This is a genomic window from Gilliamella sp. Nev5-1 (assembly GCF_001690895.1).
Lineage (GTDB): Bacteria > Pseudomonadota > Gammaproteobacteria > Enterobacterales > Orbaceae > Gilliamella > Gilliamella apicola_C.
In genome coordinates this window covers 1-16915 of sequence record NZ_LZHO01000023.1, presented here as the reverse complement: position 1 = coordinate 16915, position 16915 = coordinate 1, and the positions used below count along the sequence as shown (strand labels likewise).

Genomic DNA, 16915 nt, shown 5'->3' with positions numbered 1-16915 from the left:
TAAGCAAGCAGAATAAGAACTTAATATTAGATAACTAAATTTTTTTCTACACGCTCTCTGAATTTAATTCCAGGTCTAAAGGTAACAACTCGTCGAGCTGAGATATCAACACTTTCTCCTGTTTTAGGATTTCGACCAGGGCGTGAGTTTTTATCTCGTACCGAAAAATTACCAAATCCAGATAATTTTACTGGCTCCCCTTTTTCCAAAGCCACTCGAATCTCTTCAAAAAAGAGTTCAACAAGGACTTTAGCTTCTTGACGATCAATGGTAAATTTTTCGGCAAGACGATCTGCAATATCAGCTTTAGTTAATGTCATATTATTATTCTCTTAATAGGGCTTTAAAACGATTTTGTAAAGCAGTAACGCATTTACTTACAATGTTTGTTATATCTTCTTCTTCAAGTGTACGTGATTTATCTTGTAAAATCAAACTGATAGCAAGACTTTTTTGATTTTCTTTGATATTTTCACCTTGGTAAACATCAAACAAATTAACTTTAATAAGTTGCTCACCACCAGCCCGCTTACACTCAGAAATAATATCAGCTACTGGAATTGTATTTGATACCACAATAGCTATATCTCGTTTGTTCGAAGGATACTTTGATAAGTCTTGAGCAACAGGTACTGTCTTGTTATTAATTTTAGCTAAATTTATTTCAAAAACAAGTGTTTTACTATTTAAAGATAATTTTTTTTCAATTTCTGGATGTAAGACACCTAGATAGCCTAATAGCTCATCATTCAAATAGATAGTAGCACTTTGTCCAGGATGCAAGGCAGGTAGTTGAGTTTTTTTAAACTGTACTTTATCCGCACAGCCTAAAAGAGAAAAGATTGATTCAATATCACCTTTAAGATCATAGAAATCGACATTCTTTTTAGGAAGTTGCCAATGCTCTTCATATAAGCTACCTGTAACAATGCCTGATAACATTAACTCTTGATGTACACCTAATTCATCTTTTTCATCCGGTATAAAACGCAACCCTGTTTCAAACAATCTAACCCGAGATTGCTGGCGATTTTGGTTGTATAGTACTGCATCTAATAAGCCAGACCATAGTGATAAACGCATAACTGACATTTCACTTGAAATGGGGTTAGGTAATGTGATCTCTGGCTGCTCAGGGTGAAGAATGTGTTGAATTTTGGGATCAACAAAGCTATATGTTACGGCTTCTTGATATCCTCTATCAACTAATAAGTCTTTTATTCTTCGCAATGATATTTGGCTTTCAGGCTTTGGTTTCATTACTGACTCAATTTTTAAATTGGCATTTGGAATATTGTTATAGCCATAAATACGCGCAATTTCTTCAACTAAATCTTCTTCGATTTGCAAATCAAAACGCCAACTTGGTGATTTTACAGTCCAAACATTGTCATTATATTCGACTTCACAACCAAGCCTAATTAAAATATCGGTGATTTTTTGTGTCTCAATTGCATAACCAATGATACGATCAATTCTATTACGACGAAGCTTAATTATTGCTTGTTTTGGTAGTTCACTTTGCTGTGTTACATCAATAATTGGACCAACTTCACCACCACAAATATCAACTAGTAATTGACTCGCTCGTTCCATTGCAACAAATTGTAAAGACGGATCAACACCACGCTCATAACGATGCGAAGCTTCAGTATGTAAGCCATATTCTCGAGCTTTACCTGTTATTGCTAATGGATTAAAAAATGCAGATTCAAGAAATACATTTTTAGTTGTTTGTGTTACAGCCGATTTTTCACCCCCCATAATTCCGGCTAAAGCCAAAACCTTTTGGTGATCGGCAATTACTAAAGTTTTATCATTAAGGTTAACTTCATTACCGTTAAGTAAGACCAGTTTTTCATCATTACTTGCGTAACGAACAACTATTCCCTTTTCTATCTGAGTCAAATCAAATGCATGCATTGGATGACCAAGTTCTAATAATACATAGTTAGTTATATCTACAACTGCATCAATTGAACGAATTCCACCTCGACGTAATTTCTCTTTCATCCAAAGTGGAGTGGCTGCATTAACATTAATATTTTTGATTACACGTCCCAAATAGCGAGGAGTGGCTTGAGGAGCATCTATCTGTATTGATAAGGTATCGGTAATGGTTGCAGGAATACTGTCAACTTGTAGCTCTTTCATTGAAATATTGTTAACTGCAGAAATGTCTCTAGCAACGCCAATAATACCAAAACAATCTGCTCTATTCGGTGTTACGCTGATATCAATCATGACATCATTTAAATTCAAATATTCACGTATGTCTTGTCCTAACGGTGCATTATCAGGTAATTCAATAATACCATTATGTTCATCAGAAATTCCTAATTCAGAATAAGAGCACAACATGCCTTCTGATGGCTCTCCCCGCAATTTAACTGGTTTTATTTTAAAATCGCCAGGCAATACAGCGCCTACCGTTGCACAAGCAACCATTAAACCTTTACGGCAATTTGGTGCCCCGCAAACTATATCCAGTAATTCAGTTTTACCAATATCGACTTTTGTGACACGAAGTTTATCTGCATTAGGATGTTGCATACATTCAACGACTTTACCGACAACAACACCTGTAAAATCGCCTGCTACTTTTTCAACATCATCGACTTCTAAACCAGCCATTGTTAATTGATCAGCTAACGTTTCGCTACTAATTTCTGGATTGATCCATTCACGTAGCCAACTTTCACTAAATTTCATGTTTTGATCTCCAGAATTAATTAAATTGCTTTAAAAAACGTAAATCATTTTCAAAGAAAGAACGCAAATCAGTGACACCGTAACGTAACATTGTTAGCCGCTCGATTCCCATACCAAAAGCAAAGCCACTGTACACTTCAGGATCAATGCCTACATTACGTAATACATTAGGATGAACCATTCCGCAACCTAACACTTCTAGCCACTTGCCATTTTTCGCTTTAATATCAACTTCTGCTGACGGTTCTGTAAATGGAAAATAAGCTGGTCTAAAACGAATTTCCATATTATCTTCAAAAAAGCAATGAAGAAAATCGTGTAATAACCCTTTTAAATGTGTAAAGCTGATATCCTTATCAACCAGTAAGCCTTCCATTTGGTGGAACATTGGCGTATGAGTTTGATCGTAATCATTACGATAAGTTCTTCCTGGAGCAATGATTCGAATTGGTGGTTTTTGGTTTTCCATTGTGCGAATTTGCACCGTAGAAGTTTGTGTTCTTAATAATCGTTTTGAGTCAAACCAAAATGTATCGTGATCAGCTCTAGCAGGGTGATGAGCAGGAATATTTAATGCGTCAAAATTATGATAGTCATCTTCAATTTCAGGCCCCGTTTCAACAGCAAAACCAAGTTCGCCAAAAAAATCGACTAACCGATTAATCGTTTTTGTCACTGGATGTAATCCACCTAATTCAATTGATTTTCCTGGCAACGTAATATCAATTGTTTCATTAGCTAGTTTTGCATCAAGAGCCTGACGCTCTAAAAACTTGCGCTTATGATTTAATATTTCAACAACTTTTTGCTTTGCATCATTTATTTTTTGACCGACAGCTGGGCGCTCATCAGCTGGAACATCGCGTAATGAAGCCATTTGCATTGTAAAATGACCTTTTTTACCAAAATACTCCACCCGAATTTGTTCGATCGAATTAATGTCATTAGCATTTTCAATAGCGGATTTGGCATTATTTACCAGTTCAACTAATTGAGACATACAGTTCTCCTGCTTATTGTTTATTGCATAAAAAAAGCCTCTTTTGAGGCTTTTATAATTATTTTTCGTTTTTTCTTTGCCTCACAAAATAGTATTGCTAAAGCAATCAAAAAAGAAACGAAAAATAACTAACTTCATAATTAATCAACTCTTATAATAAAAATGAAAATATAAAAGCCGAGATAACTCGGCTTTTATAAAGCTATTATAGTGCCGCTTTTGCTTTCTCAACTAATGCGGCAAATGCATTTTTGTCAAATACAGCAATGTCAGCAAGGATCTTACGATCGATTTCAATTGATGCTTTCTTTAAACCATTGATAAAACGGCTATAAGAAAGACCACATTGACGAGCTGCCGCATTAATACGGACAATCCATAATTGACGGAATTGACGTTTACGTTGACGACGGTCACGATAAGCATACTGTCCTGCTTTAATTACTGCTTGGAAAGCAACACGGTATACACGTGAACGTGCACCATAGTAACCTTTTGCTTGTTTTAAAATTTTCTTGTGACGTGCACGAGCAATAACACCACGTTTAACACGAGCCATAAATTATATCCTCTAAATAATTAACCAATAACTTAAGCGTATGGAACACACGCAGTAACTAAACCTAAATCGCCTTTTGACACGGTGGTCAAACCACGTAAATGACGTTTACGCTTAGTTGATTTTTTAGTTAGGATATGACTCTTGTTAGCTTGCTTATGCTTAAAGCCACCAGAAGCTGTTTTTTTAAAGCGCTTTGCTGCGCCTTTTACAGTTTTAATTTTAGGCATTTTATTAATTTCCACTTCGCATTGTTAATAAAAATAAAATAATGGTGTAATCTTTGATGAATCAAAAATTAACTTGTAAAACCATTACTTCTTCTTCGGCGCAAGCACCATAATCATTTGGCGCCCTTCAATCTTAGTTGGATAAGATTCAATGACAGCCAAATCAGCTAAGTCCTCTTTAATACGATCAAGCATTTCAGATCCTAACTGTTGGTGAGCCATTTCACGTCCACGAAAACGCAACGTTACTTTAGCTTTATCGCCATCTTCAAGAAAGCGAATCAGGCTGCGGAGTTTTACCTGATAGTCGCCTTCGTCTGTACCAGGTCGGAACTTAATTTCCTTAACCTGAACAATCTTTTGCTTCTTCTTCTGCTCTTTTGTTGCTTTACTCTTTTCATAGAGGAATTTGCCATAATCCATAATTCGACAAACAGGTGGCTCTGCATTAGGGCTTATTTCGACTAAATCAAGAGTTGCTTCTTCAGCTTGTTTTAAAGCTTCGTCTAAGCTTACTATACCGAGCTGTTCACCATCGACGCCGGTTAACCTCACCTCACGAGCTGTAATTTCATCATTGATCTTATGCGCGCGTGTTGACTGAATACGTTTACTGACTTTAATATCTCATTCCTCCAAATTAATTTATCATTAATTCATTTGTTCTAATGAACGACTATGAATTTCGTTAAGCAACAATTCTATAACATGTTTCACTTCAAAGCTACCAAGATCTTTACCTTGGCGTGTTCGAACTGAAATTGTTCCTGATTCCATTTCTTTGTCTCCACAAACAAACATATAAGGAACACGTTTAAGAGTATGCTCACGGATTTTAAACCCAATTTTCTCATTTCTCAAGTCTGCTTTTGCTCTAATACCAACTTTTTGTAATTTTTCGCATAATTGTTTGGCATATTCAGCTTGATTATCAGTGATGTTTATTACTGCAACTTGTAATGGAGCAAGCCATGTTGGAAAGAACCCCGCACAGTTTTCAGTTAAAATCCCCATAAAACGCTCCATTGAGCCCAAAATAGCTCTATGGATCATAACTGGAATATGACGTTCGTTATCTTCACCTACATAAGTTGCATCTAAACGTTCAGGCAACATAAAGTCAAGCTGAACAGTACCACATTGCCATGCACGACCTAAACAATCATGTAAAGTAAACTCGATCTTCGGTCCATAAAATGCGCCTTCACCTGGTAAGTACTCAAATTCTATGCCATTTTCAGTTAAACATTCAGCCAAATCTTTTTCAGCAAGATCCCATGTTTCATCTTTACCAATTCGTTTTTCTGGGCGAGTTGATAACTTAACCGTAATGTCAGTAAATCCAAAAGTGCTATAAGTATCATAAACCATTTTAATACAGCTGTTAACTTCGCTACGAATTTGGCCTTCCGTACAAAAAATATGTGCATCATCCTGCGTAAAGCCTCGAACACGCATTAATCCGTGCAAAGATCCTGACGGCTCATTTCGATGACAACTACCAAATTCAGCCATACGCAATGGTAAATCACGATATGATTTTAACCCTTGGTTAAAAATTTGCACGTGCCCTGGGCAATTCATTGGTTTAATACAATATTCACGATTTTCAGATGAAGTCACAAACATTAACTCTTTATAATTACCCCAATGCCCTGTTTTTTCCCATAAAATGCGATCCATCATGAAAGGGCCTTTGACTTCTTGATAATCGTATTCCTTTAATTTGGTGCGAACGAAAACTTCAAGCTCACGGAAGATAATCCAACCATCATTATGCCAAAATACCATACCCGGTGCTTCTTCTTGCATATGGTAAAGATCAAGTTGTTTACCTATTTTTCGGTGATCACGTTTGGCTGCTTCTTCTAAGAATTGTAAATAACTATCGAGTTGTTTTTTATCAGCCCATGCAGTGCCATAAATGCGTTGTAACATTTTATTATCACTGTTACCACGCCAGTAAGCGCCGGCGACTTTTTGCAATTTAAAATGGTGGCAAAAACGCATATTAGGCACATGTGGCCCTCGGCACATATCAATATATTCTTCGTGATGATAAAGTGCTGGTTTTGAATCTTTAGGAATATTTTCATCTAAGATAGCTATTTTATAGGGTTCATGTCGTTTCCAAAATACTTCCCTAGCTTGCTCCCAACTAACCACTTCTTTTTTTACTTCGTAATCTTTTTTAGCCAATTCATGCATACGTTTTTCTAATGCATCAAGATCTTCTTGCGTCAAAGAGTGATCTAAATCAACATCATAATAAAAGCCATTATCAATAGTTGGACCAATGGCCATTTGCGTATCAGGCCATAATTGCTTAATAGCATGACCTAATAGATGCGCACAAGAGTGACGTATAATTTCAAGACCATCCTCATCTTTTGCCGTAATAATGACTAATGTGGCATCTTGTTCTATCAAATCACAAGCGTCTTTACGCTCACCATTTACACGTCCAGCTATACATGCTTTTGCTAGCCCTGCACCTATGCTTTGTGCAACTTCTAAAACAGTAACGGCTTTATCAAATTGACGTTGACTTCCGTCAGGAAGAGTAATTATTGGCATAATAAATCCTTATAACAGTGGTGCGCCACACGAAAGCGCACTTGCATACATAAATAAAGTAGACCGCATATACTATCACTTATCATTAAGATTTTAAATAGAAACAATTGCCGTAGCATCAACATGAACATATGTATAAAATAGACTATAACGTATCCTAACTCTGTAACACTTTTACAAAAAATAATTGATTGTTTTTTTATAATAGACGATATAATCACTAAATATTGGAAGTTTTAATTGAATATTGAATAGAGTAACTATGAACATTTGGATTGATGCTGATGCATGCCCTAACCCAATTAAAGAGATTTTATATCGAGTAGCAAATCGAAAAGCCATTAATACAATATTAATAGCTAATCAACGATTAACGATTCCCCTCTCACCTTACATTCAAAGTTTACAAGTTGGAAAAGGATTTGATGCCGCAGATAATAAAATTATTGAGTTAGTTAAAAAAAACGATTTAGTTATCACATCCGACATTCCACTTGCATCAGATGCATTAAATAAAGGCGCTTTAGTACTCACACCACGAGGAGAACAATATACACTCGATACGATAAAAGAGCGGCTAACTATACGCGATTTTATGGAAACTATGCGAGCTAGTGGCGTACAATCTAAAGGCCCTTCTCCTTTTTCAATTAAAGATAGAGAAAAGTTTGCCAATCAACTTGATAAATTAATTCATCACTTTTCTAATAAATCTTTCTATTAGTATTATGTATAAATTGTAATTGGTAAAAATTAGAGCTTCAAAAATAGTTCTCTGCTTTTAAAAGGTTTTGATCCTACATAAGGTTTTAATGCCATTCGAGTAAAACGTTTTGCGGCTTTCAGTGTATCATCACTATTAAATTGGCGTTTTCCTAGTGCCAAAACTTGTTTACCTGTAAAACTGGTACTGTTTTTTAATAAGCTACTAATAAACCCTTTTTCACTTTGATATTGATAATTCATCGATTCGACAATACTATCGCCAGTGGCACAGCAGTGAAAAAAATCAACACAATAGCCTAAATTATCTAATAAGGATAATTCAAAAGCTCGTAGCACATTTTCAGCAGAAACCTGTTGTGCTAATTGTTGCAAGCTTTTTAAGTAGTCATCAAAAAGTGTTGGCATTTCAGTTTCAGTGACTAAGACTCGGTGTAATAGTTCATTTAAGTAAAAAGCACTATATAAATAAACAGATGCTAATGGCAAAGAGAGAGACATTGCTTCAACTTGACGCAATGTTTTTATGTCACCTTGACCTGAATATTGTACAATTAGTGGAGTAAAAGGTTGCAACATCCCTTTTAATGATGAACGTTTTCTTTTTGCTCCCTTAGCTAAAACCGTTATTTTTCCAACATTTTCAGCAAACAAATCAACTAATAGGCTGCTTTCAGTATAAGAACGAGTGTGTAATATAAATGCCCTTTGCCAACTTTCCATCAAAAATACCTGTTAATTAATTCGATTATTTTTTAATTAAAATTTGTATCTGACCAAAATTTAGGTGATTCTACGAAATTTTCACCTGAAATTTAACTAAAGATCCTGTATAATCAATATAAACAACAGGATTATAGGATAAATAAAAGGAAAACTATGGAACTTTTTTCAATAATTTTACTCTTGGTGCTAATTGTATCACTTTCTGGTGTCGTTGTTAAAATGTTGCCAATTCAAATTCCATTACCTTTAATGCAAATATTACTAGGTTGTATATTGGCAGCATTTAATGTTTATGTAGAATTTGATCCAAAATTATTTCTCGTTTTATTTATTCCCCCTTTACTTTTTGCTGACGGACGCAAAACGTCAGTTAAAGATTTTATCTACAATGGTAGAGAAATCATCGGATTAGCTTTAGTTTTAGTTGTCATTTCGATTATTGCATTGGGTTACATTCTTTATTGGATACTACCAAATGTTCAGTTAGCTGCATGCTTAGCCTTAGCTGCTGTGTTATCTCCAACCGATGCTGTAGCATTAAGTGGAATTGTGGGTAAAGGACGAATAGAAAAAGAAAAAATGGAAATCATTGAGGGCGAAGCATTAATGAATGATGCTTCCGGCTTAGTTTCTTTAAATTTTGCTATAGCAATTGCAGCTGGCACATTACAATTTGACTTATTACAAATTAGCGTAACCTTTTTTATCGTCGCCATTGGTGGTTTAGCTATTGGTGTCTTATTTACTTGGTTATATGCACGTATTTTACGTAAAATAAATCAGCTGACTCACAATGATCCAGCTATTCAAATTGTATTACTATTCTTACTTCCATTTGCCGCTTATATCATTGCAGAAGAATTCCACTGCTCAGGTATTTTAGCTGCTGTAAGTGCAGGTATGACAGTAAACCATTCAGGTATGATGCGAAATGCACCGTTAACTGCACGCTTACAATCAGATAGCACATGGTCAATGTTAACTTTTGTGTTTAATGGATTTGTGTTTGTTTTATTAGGTATTCAGCTACCAAGCATTTTAAATAATACTTTTGCAGAAAACCAAATAGATAAATCAATTGAAGTGTGGCAATTATGTTTAATTGTATTATTTGTCTTTGCAGTGCTAATGGGAACTCGATTTGCTTGGTTATGGGCAATGAAGCATATGCCTGCTATGCCTTTTGGAACCAAACGTCCACTTGCATTTAGAGCTTATTCAACAAGAGATCTTTTAATTTCGACATTTGCAGGCGTTCGAGGTGCTATTACTCTAGCGGGTGTATTAGCAATACCAATAAGTATTAGTGGCCGTTATCAACTTGTTTTTATTGCAGCAGGTATCATTTTAATTTCATTAATTACAGCGGTTATAATATTACCTATCTTATTACGAGGTAGTGTCATTTTAGATAATTCTGAACAACACAATGAAATTTTAACAGTTAAAGGACATATGGCCGAAGAAGCCATTACTAGTCTTGAAAAAATGCAAAACAATTTATTACAAGAAACATCAGAAACAGGTTTAGATCAAGAGATTATTCATGAAATTGGCTCTCGTGTTATTGGTTCGTTAAGACGGCGAACGGGTCTGAAAGACTTAGAACAAAAAGCACTTGAGGCAGAAAATCTAGAAAGGCGTATGCGTCTAGTAGCAATTGGTGCAGAACGTACAGCTTTACTACAAATGAAAGTTCGTAATGAAGTTAGTGAAGAAGTTTATGAACATTTAAGTACTGATTTAGATATCTATGAAAAAATGATTTCTGGAGATGCCTAAATGATTGGATCAAGAAGCGAAATTTTAAGCAAGATTCATTCACAGTTTGTTAATAAAGCGCCCCATATTTTGGGGCTTACTTTACGACACATTCCTTTTAATATAAAAAAGCAGGCCATAGAGCAATTATTACAGTTACAATTTGAACATTCCCTTGAAGATGGTGATCTCGACTTTTTAGAAAATCGATGGCTTAAAATTCAAGTTACCGATCTTGGTCTTATTTGGTTTGTAAGCCTTATTGACAATAAACTTGTCGTAAGCAGAGAAGAGATTGCTGATGTAAGTTTTATTGGTAATGCTAATGATTTGATTATGATAGCAACCAGACGTCAAGATCCTGATACCCTATTCTTTCAACGACGTTTAATTGTTGAAGGTGATACTGAGCTGGGTCTTTACGTTAAAAATTTAATGGACTCAATTGAATTGGAGTCTATGCCAAAATTATTAAGACTGACACTCGAAAAATTGGCTGATATTATCGAAAGTGCCCCCAAAGACTAAACTAGTATATAAGAAAGATGATTATAATGCATCACAATCGCCAAACCGTTGTGGTGCGAAGTAGCTAGTATAAATCACCTTTCTACTTTCTTCGCTTCACCGAGTCTAAAATTGTAATGCATGTTTTAATCTAGGATCTAGAATTAAAAAACCAAATAAAATCAATAACTTTTCTGACGGTTTTTTATTATGCTTATTTACGGTTCTTTTCAGATGCATCATAGCCTTGCCCTTAATATCATGCACTAAGTTTGGTGTGCTTAATAGCTATTTGATTTTAGTTCACATTTAAGCAAGCGTAATACCTGACATGTTAGGAAAGTCTCAGTATAAATACCTGTTAGTAATTAATGGCGCTCAGTACCGAAATAATCATAGAATGATCCTGCAACTTAGGTTGATCATAGTAAGCACAATGGCTTAAGCCAACAATTACACCGTTCGTAGCAATAGCAATAAAATAATTTTTCCTAAGTCGTTTTAATCAAATTTTACGTGACCTTGTGGGCTTTAAAGTTTTTTCATAATTTCCTACTGAAGTTATGATTTTAAGCTAAGTTCGGTAAGCATCTGTTTAAGATTAACCTGATGTCTAAAGTTTCCATTCCGCCACATTTTTCTCACCATATACAAAAAGATAAATTACCCATGCTATATTTACGGCACAGTTCTTTAACAAGAGCGCTTGCCTTGGTTTCTTTTAAAATAGATAAAATTTGATGTTCAGCCATTTTTTCATACTTAAATCCCCTTTTACTTTTATCATCGAGAATTTTCTACCTTATTTACTGTACTGTTTTAGAAGATAGTTACAATCAGTAACGAAATTGAAATGCAATTGTTTCTTTTTATGATATCCTTACACCTAAACCATCGGTTAGCTCAAACAACCCTGTATAAGGTTTATTTAATATTGATTTGCTATCACTTAGCGCCATTTTTTACATTCTGTACATATATAAAAAAATAGTTATGTACTCAATCGGTGCACATTTGCAATGTGAACAAATCAAGACACGTAAATAACTAAAACAAAAATGAACAAATATCAATTTAATTAAATTTAAATAAAAAACGATACTAAACAAAAAAGCACCATGAAAAACAACCTAGAACAGCCAACTTTTTACTTTCATGATTATGAAACATTTGGAATTCATCCAGCATTAGACCGCCCTGCTCAATTTGCTGGAGTTCGTACTGATGCGGATTTTAATATTATTGAAGACCCACTAGTGATATATTGCCGTCAAACACAAGATTATCTACCTAGTCCAGAAGCTGTACTCATCACTGGAATTACACCTCAAAAAGCCAATCAAGAAGGTATTTGTGAAGCAGAATTTACCCGACTAATTCATCACGCTTTTTGCCACCCCAATACCTGTATTTTAGGCTATAACAATATTCGTTTTGACGATGAAGTAACGCGTAATATTTTATATCGCAATTTTTACGATCCCTATTCTTATAGTTGGCAAAATGGTAATTCAAGATGGGATCTTCTTGATGTTGTTCGAGCGTGTTATGCGCTAAGACCTGAAGGTATCAACTGGCCGATTAATGATGCGGGATTACCTAGCTTTCGTTTGGAGCATTTAACAAAAGCGAATCATATTGAACATGAGCATGCACATGATGCAATGTCTGATGTGTATGCAACAATTGCCATGGCAAAATTAATAAAAACAAAACAACCTAAACTTTTCAATTACTTTTTTACATTACGCAACAAAAATAAAGTTGCTGAGCTTATTGATGTAATTAATATGAATCCTATTGTTCATATATCGGGCATGCTAGGTAGCCATCGAGGCAATCTATCATTAGTTTGCCCTATTGCTTGGCATCCGTTACAAAATAATGCCGTTATTGTTTGTGATTTAACTGGAGATATTAACTCAATTATTGATTTACCAGCAGAAAAAATTAAAGAAAAACTTTATACAAAAACAGAAGATCTTGAACTTAATGAATCACGAATTCCTTTAAAGTTAATTCATATAAACAAATGCCCTATTGTTGCTCCGTTAAAAACACTATTACCCGAAAACGCAACAAGGTTTGATATTGATATAGAACAATGTTTAATCAATCAACAACGGCTATTGCAAAATCAAACAATATTGCAAGATAAAATGAGAGAATTATTTGCAATAGATAATCATTTTTCGATTAGTTCTGATGTTGATGGTCAAATATATAGTGGTTTTTTAAATAGCCAAGACAAATTACGCTGTGAAACTATTCGAACAACTCCGCCACATTTATTAGACAGCTTATCATTCACATTTGATGATCCTCGCTTAGCAACGCTATTTTTTAGATATAAAGCACGCAATTACCCAGAAATACTAACAGAGCATGAACAGGTTATTTGGAAGGATTATTGCCGCGATAAATTTAATATCCAAAAAATTCAAGATTACTTACTAACCTTAGAACAGCTTGCGGAAACTTATATAGAACAGCCGGAAAAACTTTTAATACTAAAACAACTTTATCACTATTGTCATTATTTAGTTGGATAATTAGATTTGACGGGCGTATGATATGCTTTATTCGATTTATGTCAACGCTAACTACAGGCATATAGTCATAATTAAAAATTAAGATTAATAGCATTCACGTTATGAAACATTTTTTAGCGAAGCACGCCACAATAAGACATCGGCTTTATTCTTTGTACTATACACTGTTCAGTTATAGCCGAGGGTTGATTATACTGACTATTTGCTTATGGGTGGGAAACATTATTTCTAAAATATTACCGATAATGATCCCTGGTAGTATTATCGGTTTGTTGATTCTATTTTTCTTACTTGCTTTTCAACTTATTCCTACTTGTTGGGTTAAAAATAGTTGTAACCTTTTCATGCGCTACATGACATTACTTTTTATTCCCGCAGCTATGGGAATAATGGATAATTATTCACTCTTATTGCAAAACTGGATACCTATAATATTTAGTAGTGTAGGAGGATCACTCATCGTACTGCTACTAACTGCATTTTTAACTGAACATTGCCATCGCTTACCAACTAAGAACTCAATTGTTGAACCCCAAAAAAAGGAAAATCAACCATGATATGGATGTTGCCTTTAACGCTTGGCGTTTTTCTCATTGTTCGTCGGGCTGCATTTAAACTAAAAAATCCGCTATTCAACCCTTTAGTGATTTCAGTCATTGTGTTAATTCCAATTTTACTAATAACCAACACAAGTTATGTAGAATATGTTAGTAACATACAAATTATTAATGACTTATTACCTTACTCCGTAGTTGCTTTAGCCTACCCTTTGTATGAATTAATTCCACAAATCAAAGCACGTTGGAAATCGATAATGCTTATTACTTTTACCGCATCAATCGCTTCAATGATAACAGGTGTTTGTATTACATTTTGGTTAGGTGGTAATGGTGAAATAGCCGCATCGGTTTTACCAAAATCAGTTACAACGGCAATTGCAGTGACTATTGCCAGCAATCAGGGAGGAATTCCGTCTATTGCAGCATTATGTGTAATACTTGTTGGCACATTAGGTGGCATATTTGGGCATCAAATATTAAATTTATTTAAAATAAAATCAGCCTCAGCTAGAGGTTTATCTATTGGTGCTGTGTCGCATGCTGTTGGCACTGCTCGTTGTATTGAAGTAGATTACAACGAAGGAGCCTACAGTTCGTTATCCTTAGTACTATGCGGTATTATGACATCATTGACAGCGCCTTTTTTATTTCCAATAATGGTAATTATTTTTGACTGGTTATAGCATGAACTTAAAAAAGCTTATTGCTTATTTTACTGGATTGTGCTTGATTACAATGTCTGCAATATTGGGGTTAGACTATTGGATCAGCTACAAAACAGCACCTTATATTTACCATGATGAAAACAAACTGCCATACCGTGCGATCGGTGTGGTACTCGGTACAGCAAAATATGTTCGTGGTGGCGGAATAAATGGTTTTTATCGAAATCGTATTGATGGAGCCATCGATCTATATTGGCAAAATAAAGTTGATTATCTATTATTAAGTGGCGATAACGCGCTTTTGAGTTACAACGAACCAATCACCATGAAGAAGGATTTAATAAAAGCAGGCATTCCTAGCGATTCGATTGTTTTAGATTATGCAGGCTTTAGAACATTTGATTCGGTAGTTCGTGCCAATAAAGTATTTGATGCCAATGACTTTACTATTATTACGCAAGAATTTCACTGTGAACGGGCTATTTTTATTGCGCTTGCGCATAACATTCAAGCGCAATGCTTTGCTGTGCCAGCGCCAGCAAGCATGAAACTAGTGCGCATTCGTGAAATGTTTGCGCGCGTCAGTGCCTTTATTGATCTCTATATTCTTAATAAAGAACCTAAATATCTTGGTCCAGTAATTCCTATCATTACTAATAGTCATTAGTTTTATTTAGCCTAAATTTTTTGTAAAGAGAATTCAGGTAATACATCTATTTTGGGATAAAAACACAGCAAAGAAAAGATTGTCCAATAAATTAGATTGCATTTTTATGCAAAAAAAAGTAATATTTAATCAATTATACAGTCAAGAAAAATATATAATGAATATTGAATTAAACCATATTAACTGTTTTTATGGTGCACATCAGGCCTTAAATGATGTTTCTCTTAGCTATCCACTTGGCGAAACAATTGTATTACTTGGTCAAAGTGGTGCCGGTAAAAGCTCTTTATTAAAAGTATTCAATTTACTTGAAATACCGACATCAGGTAAAATGACTATTGCCAAATCGCATTTTGATTTTTCCGAAAAAATCAGCGAATCCACAATTCGACATCTTCGCAAAAATGTCGGCATGGTTTTTCAAAATTACAATTTATGGCCACATTTAACGGTGTTAGAAAATTTGATTGAAGCGCCCTGCCAAGTTTTAAAGTTATCGAAAAAAGAAGCTAGCGATAAAGCAATGGCAATTTTAGCGCGGTTACAAATTGATAATATGGCTCAGCGTTATCCCCTTCATCTATCAGGAGGTCAACAGCAAAGAGTGGCTATTGCAAGGGCATTAATGATGGAGCCACAAATATTATTATTTGATGAACCAACAGCCGCATTAGATCCAGCGATCACATCACAAATTGCTGAAATTATTAATGAACTTTCGCAAACAGGTATTACACAAATTATTGTGACCCATGAAGTCGATTTTGCACGCAAAGTAGCTTCACAAGTCATTTATATGGAGCATGGCAAAATTATTGAGCAAGGGCAACTTGAATGCTTTGCACATCCTAAAACCGAGCAATTTAAAGCTTATTTATCACATTAATTAAAATAAAATTGGGTGGATATATGAAAAAAACGTTACTAGCCATTTGTCTTGCAGGAACAACATTTTTAGCTCAAGCTGTAGACACTTTAACCATTGGCACTGAAGCAACTTATGCGCCTTTTGAATTTACTAATGAAAAAAATGAAATTATTGGCTTCGATATTGATGTCATAAATAAAATTTGTGATGAAATAAAAGCATCTTGTAAAGTGGTTAATCAATCATTTGATGGCCTGATTCCTAGCTTAAAAACACGTCGAATTGATGCTGCTATAGCGGGTATTGACATTACGCCAGAACGACAAAAACAAGTTGATTTTACAAAAATTTATTATGATGACAGCTCAATTCAGTTTATTACATTAAAAGATACACTAACGGATCTTGAACAATTAAAGGGTAAACGTGTTGGGATCCAAAAAGGCACAACTTATCCAAAATATCTAAATGAAAAGTACCCAGATGTAAAACAGGTAAGTTATGACAGCTATCAGTACGCTATTTTAGATTTAAAAGCTAAGCGAATTGATGCAATCGTTTCAAGTTCAATTGTTGCTGGTGAATGGTTAGGTAAAGATGCAGACATTGTTCCTTTAAGTGATAAAATTATTGACCACAACTTTTTTGGTGAAGGGCTAGGAATTGCGATACGTAAAGGTAACGAAAAGCTACTTAACCAATTTGATCAAGCAATAGATAAACTGAAAGCTAACGGTGAACTAGATGCTATCTATAAAAAATGGTTTAACAAATAAACTTTATATTTAAATATATATTTTATAATAAT

General features: G+C 34.6%; 18 protein-coding genes. 9 read left to right on the top strand and 9 right to left on the bottom strand.

Annotated elements, in window-relative coordinates:
* Positions 1-26 precede the first annotated feature (26 nt).
* From A9G41_RS03300 to thrS, 8 genes are all read right to left on the bottom strand, one after another.
* Positions 27-320 carry an integration host factor subunit alpha gene (locus tag A9G41_RS03300; RefSeq protein WP_065566618.1) on the bottom strand — a complete coding sequence of 98 codons (294 nt, stop codon included), beginning with the start codon at positions 318-320 and terminating at the stop codon, positions 27-29.
* 4 nt (positions 321-324) lie between these two features.
* Positions 325-2712 carry a phenylalanine--tRNA ligase subunit beta gene (gene pheT / locus A9G41_RS03295; RefSeq protein ID WP_075539325.1) on the bottom strand — a complete coding sequence of 796 codons (2388 nt, stop codon included), beginning with the start codon at positions 2710-2712 and terminating at the stop codon, positions 325-327.
* A 16-nt stretch (positions 2713-2728) separates the two neighbouring features.
* Entirely contained in the window at positions 2729-3712 is a 984-nt protein-coding gene (gene pheS, locus A9G41_RS03290; protein WP_065581782.1) for a phenylalanine--tRNA ligase subunit alpha, read from the bottom strand.
* A gap of 81 nt (positions 3713-3793) precedes the next feature.
* Positions 3794-3850, bottom strand: a complete 57-nt coding sequence (pheM, locus tag A9G41_RS14940) for a pheST operon leader peptide PheM (protein ID WP_141671930.1) — start codon at positions 3848-3850, stop codon at positions 3794-3796.
* 67 nt (positions 3851-3917) lie between these two features.
* Positions 3918-4271 (bottom strand): 50S ribosomal protein L20, encoded by a 354-nt coding sequence (gene rplT, locus A9G41_RS03285; RefSeq protein WP_024496189.1) that lies wholly within the window; start codon positions 4269-4271, stop codon positions 3918-3920.
* 32 nt (positions 4272-4303) lie between these two features.
* Positions 4304-4501, bottom strand: coding sequence for a 50S ribosomal protein L35 (gene rpmI, locus A9G41_RS03280; RefSeq protein WP_034945602.1), 198 nt, complete (start codon positions 4499-4501; stop codon positions 4304-4306).
* 84 nt (positions 4502-4585) lie between these two features.
* Complete coding sequence (gene infC, locus A9G41_RS03275; protein ID WP_065566615.1) at positions 4586-5125, bottom strand: translation initiation factor IF-3; 540 nt, start codon at positions 5123-5125, stop codon at positions 4586-4588.
* Positions 5126-5152: 27 nt separating this feature from the next.
* Positions 5153-7078, bottom strand: a complete 1926-nt coding sequence (gene thrS, locus A9G41_RS03270) for a threonine--tRNA ligase (RefSeq protein ID WP_075539324.1) — start codon at positions 7076-7078, stop codon at positions 5153-5155.
* Between the two features lie 262 nt (positions 7079-7340).
* Here thrS and A9G41_RS03265 point away from each other — a divergent pair, with 262 nt between their 5' ends.
* Entirely contained in the window at positions 7341-7802 is a 462-nt protein-coding gene (locus A9G41_RS03265; RefSeq protein WP_065581780.1) for a YaiI/YqxD family protein, read from the top strand.
* Between the two features lie 29 nt (positions 7803-7831).
* On the opposite strand, the gene recO is transcribed toward A9G41_RS03265, so the two are convergent.
* On the bottom strand, positions 7832-8524 hold the full coding sequence (gene recO, locus A9G41_RS03260) for a DNA repair protein RecO (protein WP_065581779.1): 693 nt from the start codon (positions 8522-8524) through the stop codon (positions 7832-7834).
* A gap of 156 nt (positions 8525-8680) precedes the next feature.
* Here recO and A9G41_RS03255 point away from each other — a divergent pair, with 156 nt between their 5' ends.
* The 8 genes from A9G41_RS03255 (at position 8681) to A9G41_RS03220 (ending at position 16883) form a co-directional block, all read left to right on the top strand.
* On the top strand, positions 8681-10309 hold the full coding sequence (locus A9G41_RS03255; protein WP_065581778.1) for a Na+/H+ antiporter: 1629 nt from the start codon (positions 8681-8683) through the stop codon (positions 10307-10309).
* A gap of 21 nt (positions 10310-10330) precedes the next feature.
* A complete protein-coding gene (gene ubiT, locus A9G41_RS03250; RefSeq protein ID WP_065581822.1) occupies positions 10331-10816 on the top strand; it encodes a ubiquinone anaerobic biosynthesis accessory factor UbiT in 486 nt (161 codons plus the stop codon).
* A gap of 1097 nt (positions 10817-11913) precedes the next feature.
* Positions 11914-13347, top strand: a complete 1434-nt coding sequence (sbcB, locus tag A9G41_RS03245; protein ID WP_065581777.1) for an exodeoxyribonuclease I — start codon at positions 11914-11916, stop codon at positions 13345-13347.
* A 101-nt stretch (positions 13348-13448) separates the two neighbouring features.
* Positions 13449-13904 carry a CidA/LrgA family protein gene (locus tag A9G41_RS03240; protein WP_081302123.1) on the top strand — a complete coding sequence of 152 codons (456 nt, stop codon included), beginning with the start codon at positions 13449-13451 and terminating at the stop codon, positions 13902-13904.
* Positions 13901-14590, top strand: a complete 690-nt coding sequence (locus tag A9G41_RS03235) for a CidB/LrgB family autolysis modulator (RefSeq protein ID WP_065581776.1) — start codon at positions 13901-13903, stop codon at positions 14588-14590. Before A9G41_RS03240 ends, A9G41_RS03235 begins: the two co-directional genes overlap by 4 nt.
* 1 nt (position 14591) lies before the next feature.
* Positions 14592-15239, top strand: coding sequence for an ElyC/SanA/YdcF family protein (locus tag A9G41_RS03230; protein ID WP_065581775.1), 648 nt, complete (start codon positions 14592-14594; stop codon positions 15237-15239).
* Between the two features lie 157 nt (positions 15240-15396).
* Positions 15397-16125: an arginine ABC transporter ATP-binding protein ArtP gene (artP, locus tag A9G41_RS03225; protein ID WP_065581820.1), complete on the top strand. Its 729-nt coding sequence runs from the start codon at positions 15397-15399 to the stop codon at positions 16123-16125.
* Positions 16126-16148: 23 nt separating this feature from the next.
* Complete coding sequence (locus tag A9G41_RS03220; protein WP_065581774.1) at positions 16149-16883, top strand: transporter substrate-binding domain-containing protein; 735 nt, start codon at positions 16149-16151, stop codon at positions 16881-16883.
* Positions 16884-16915 lie beyond the last annotated feature (32 nt).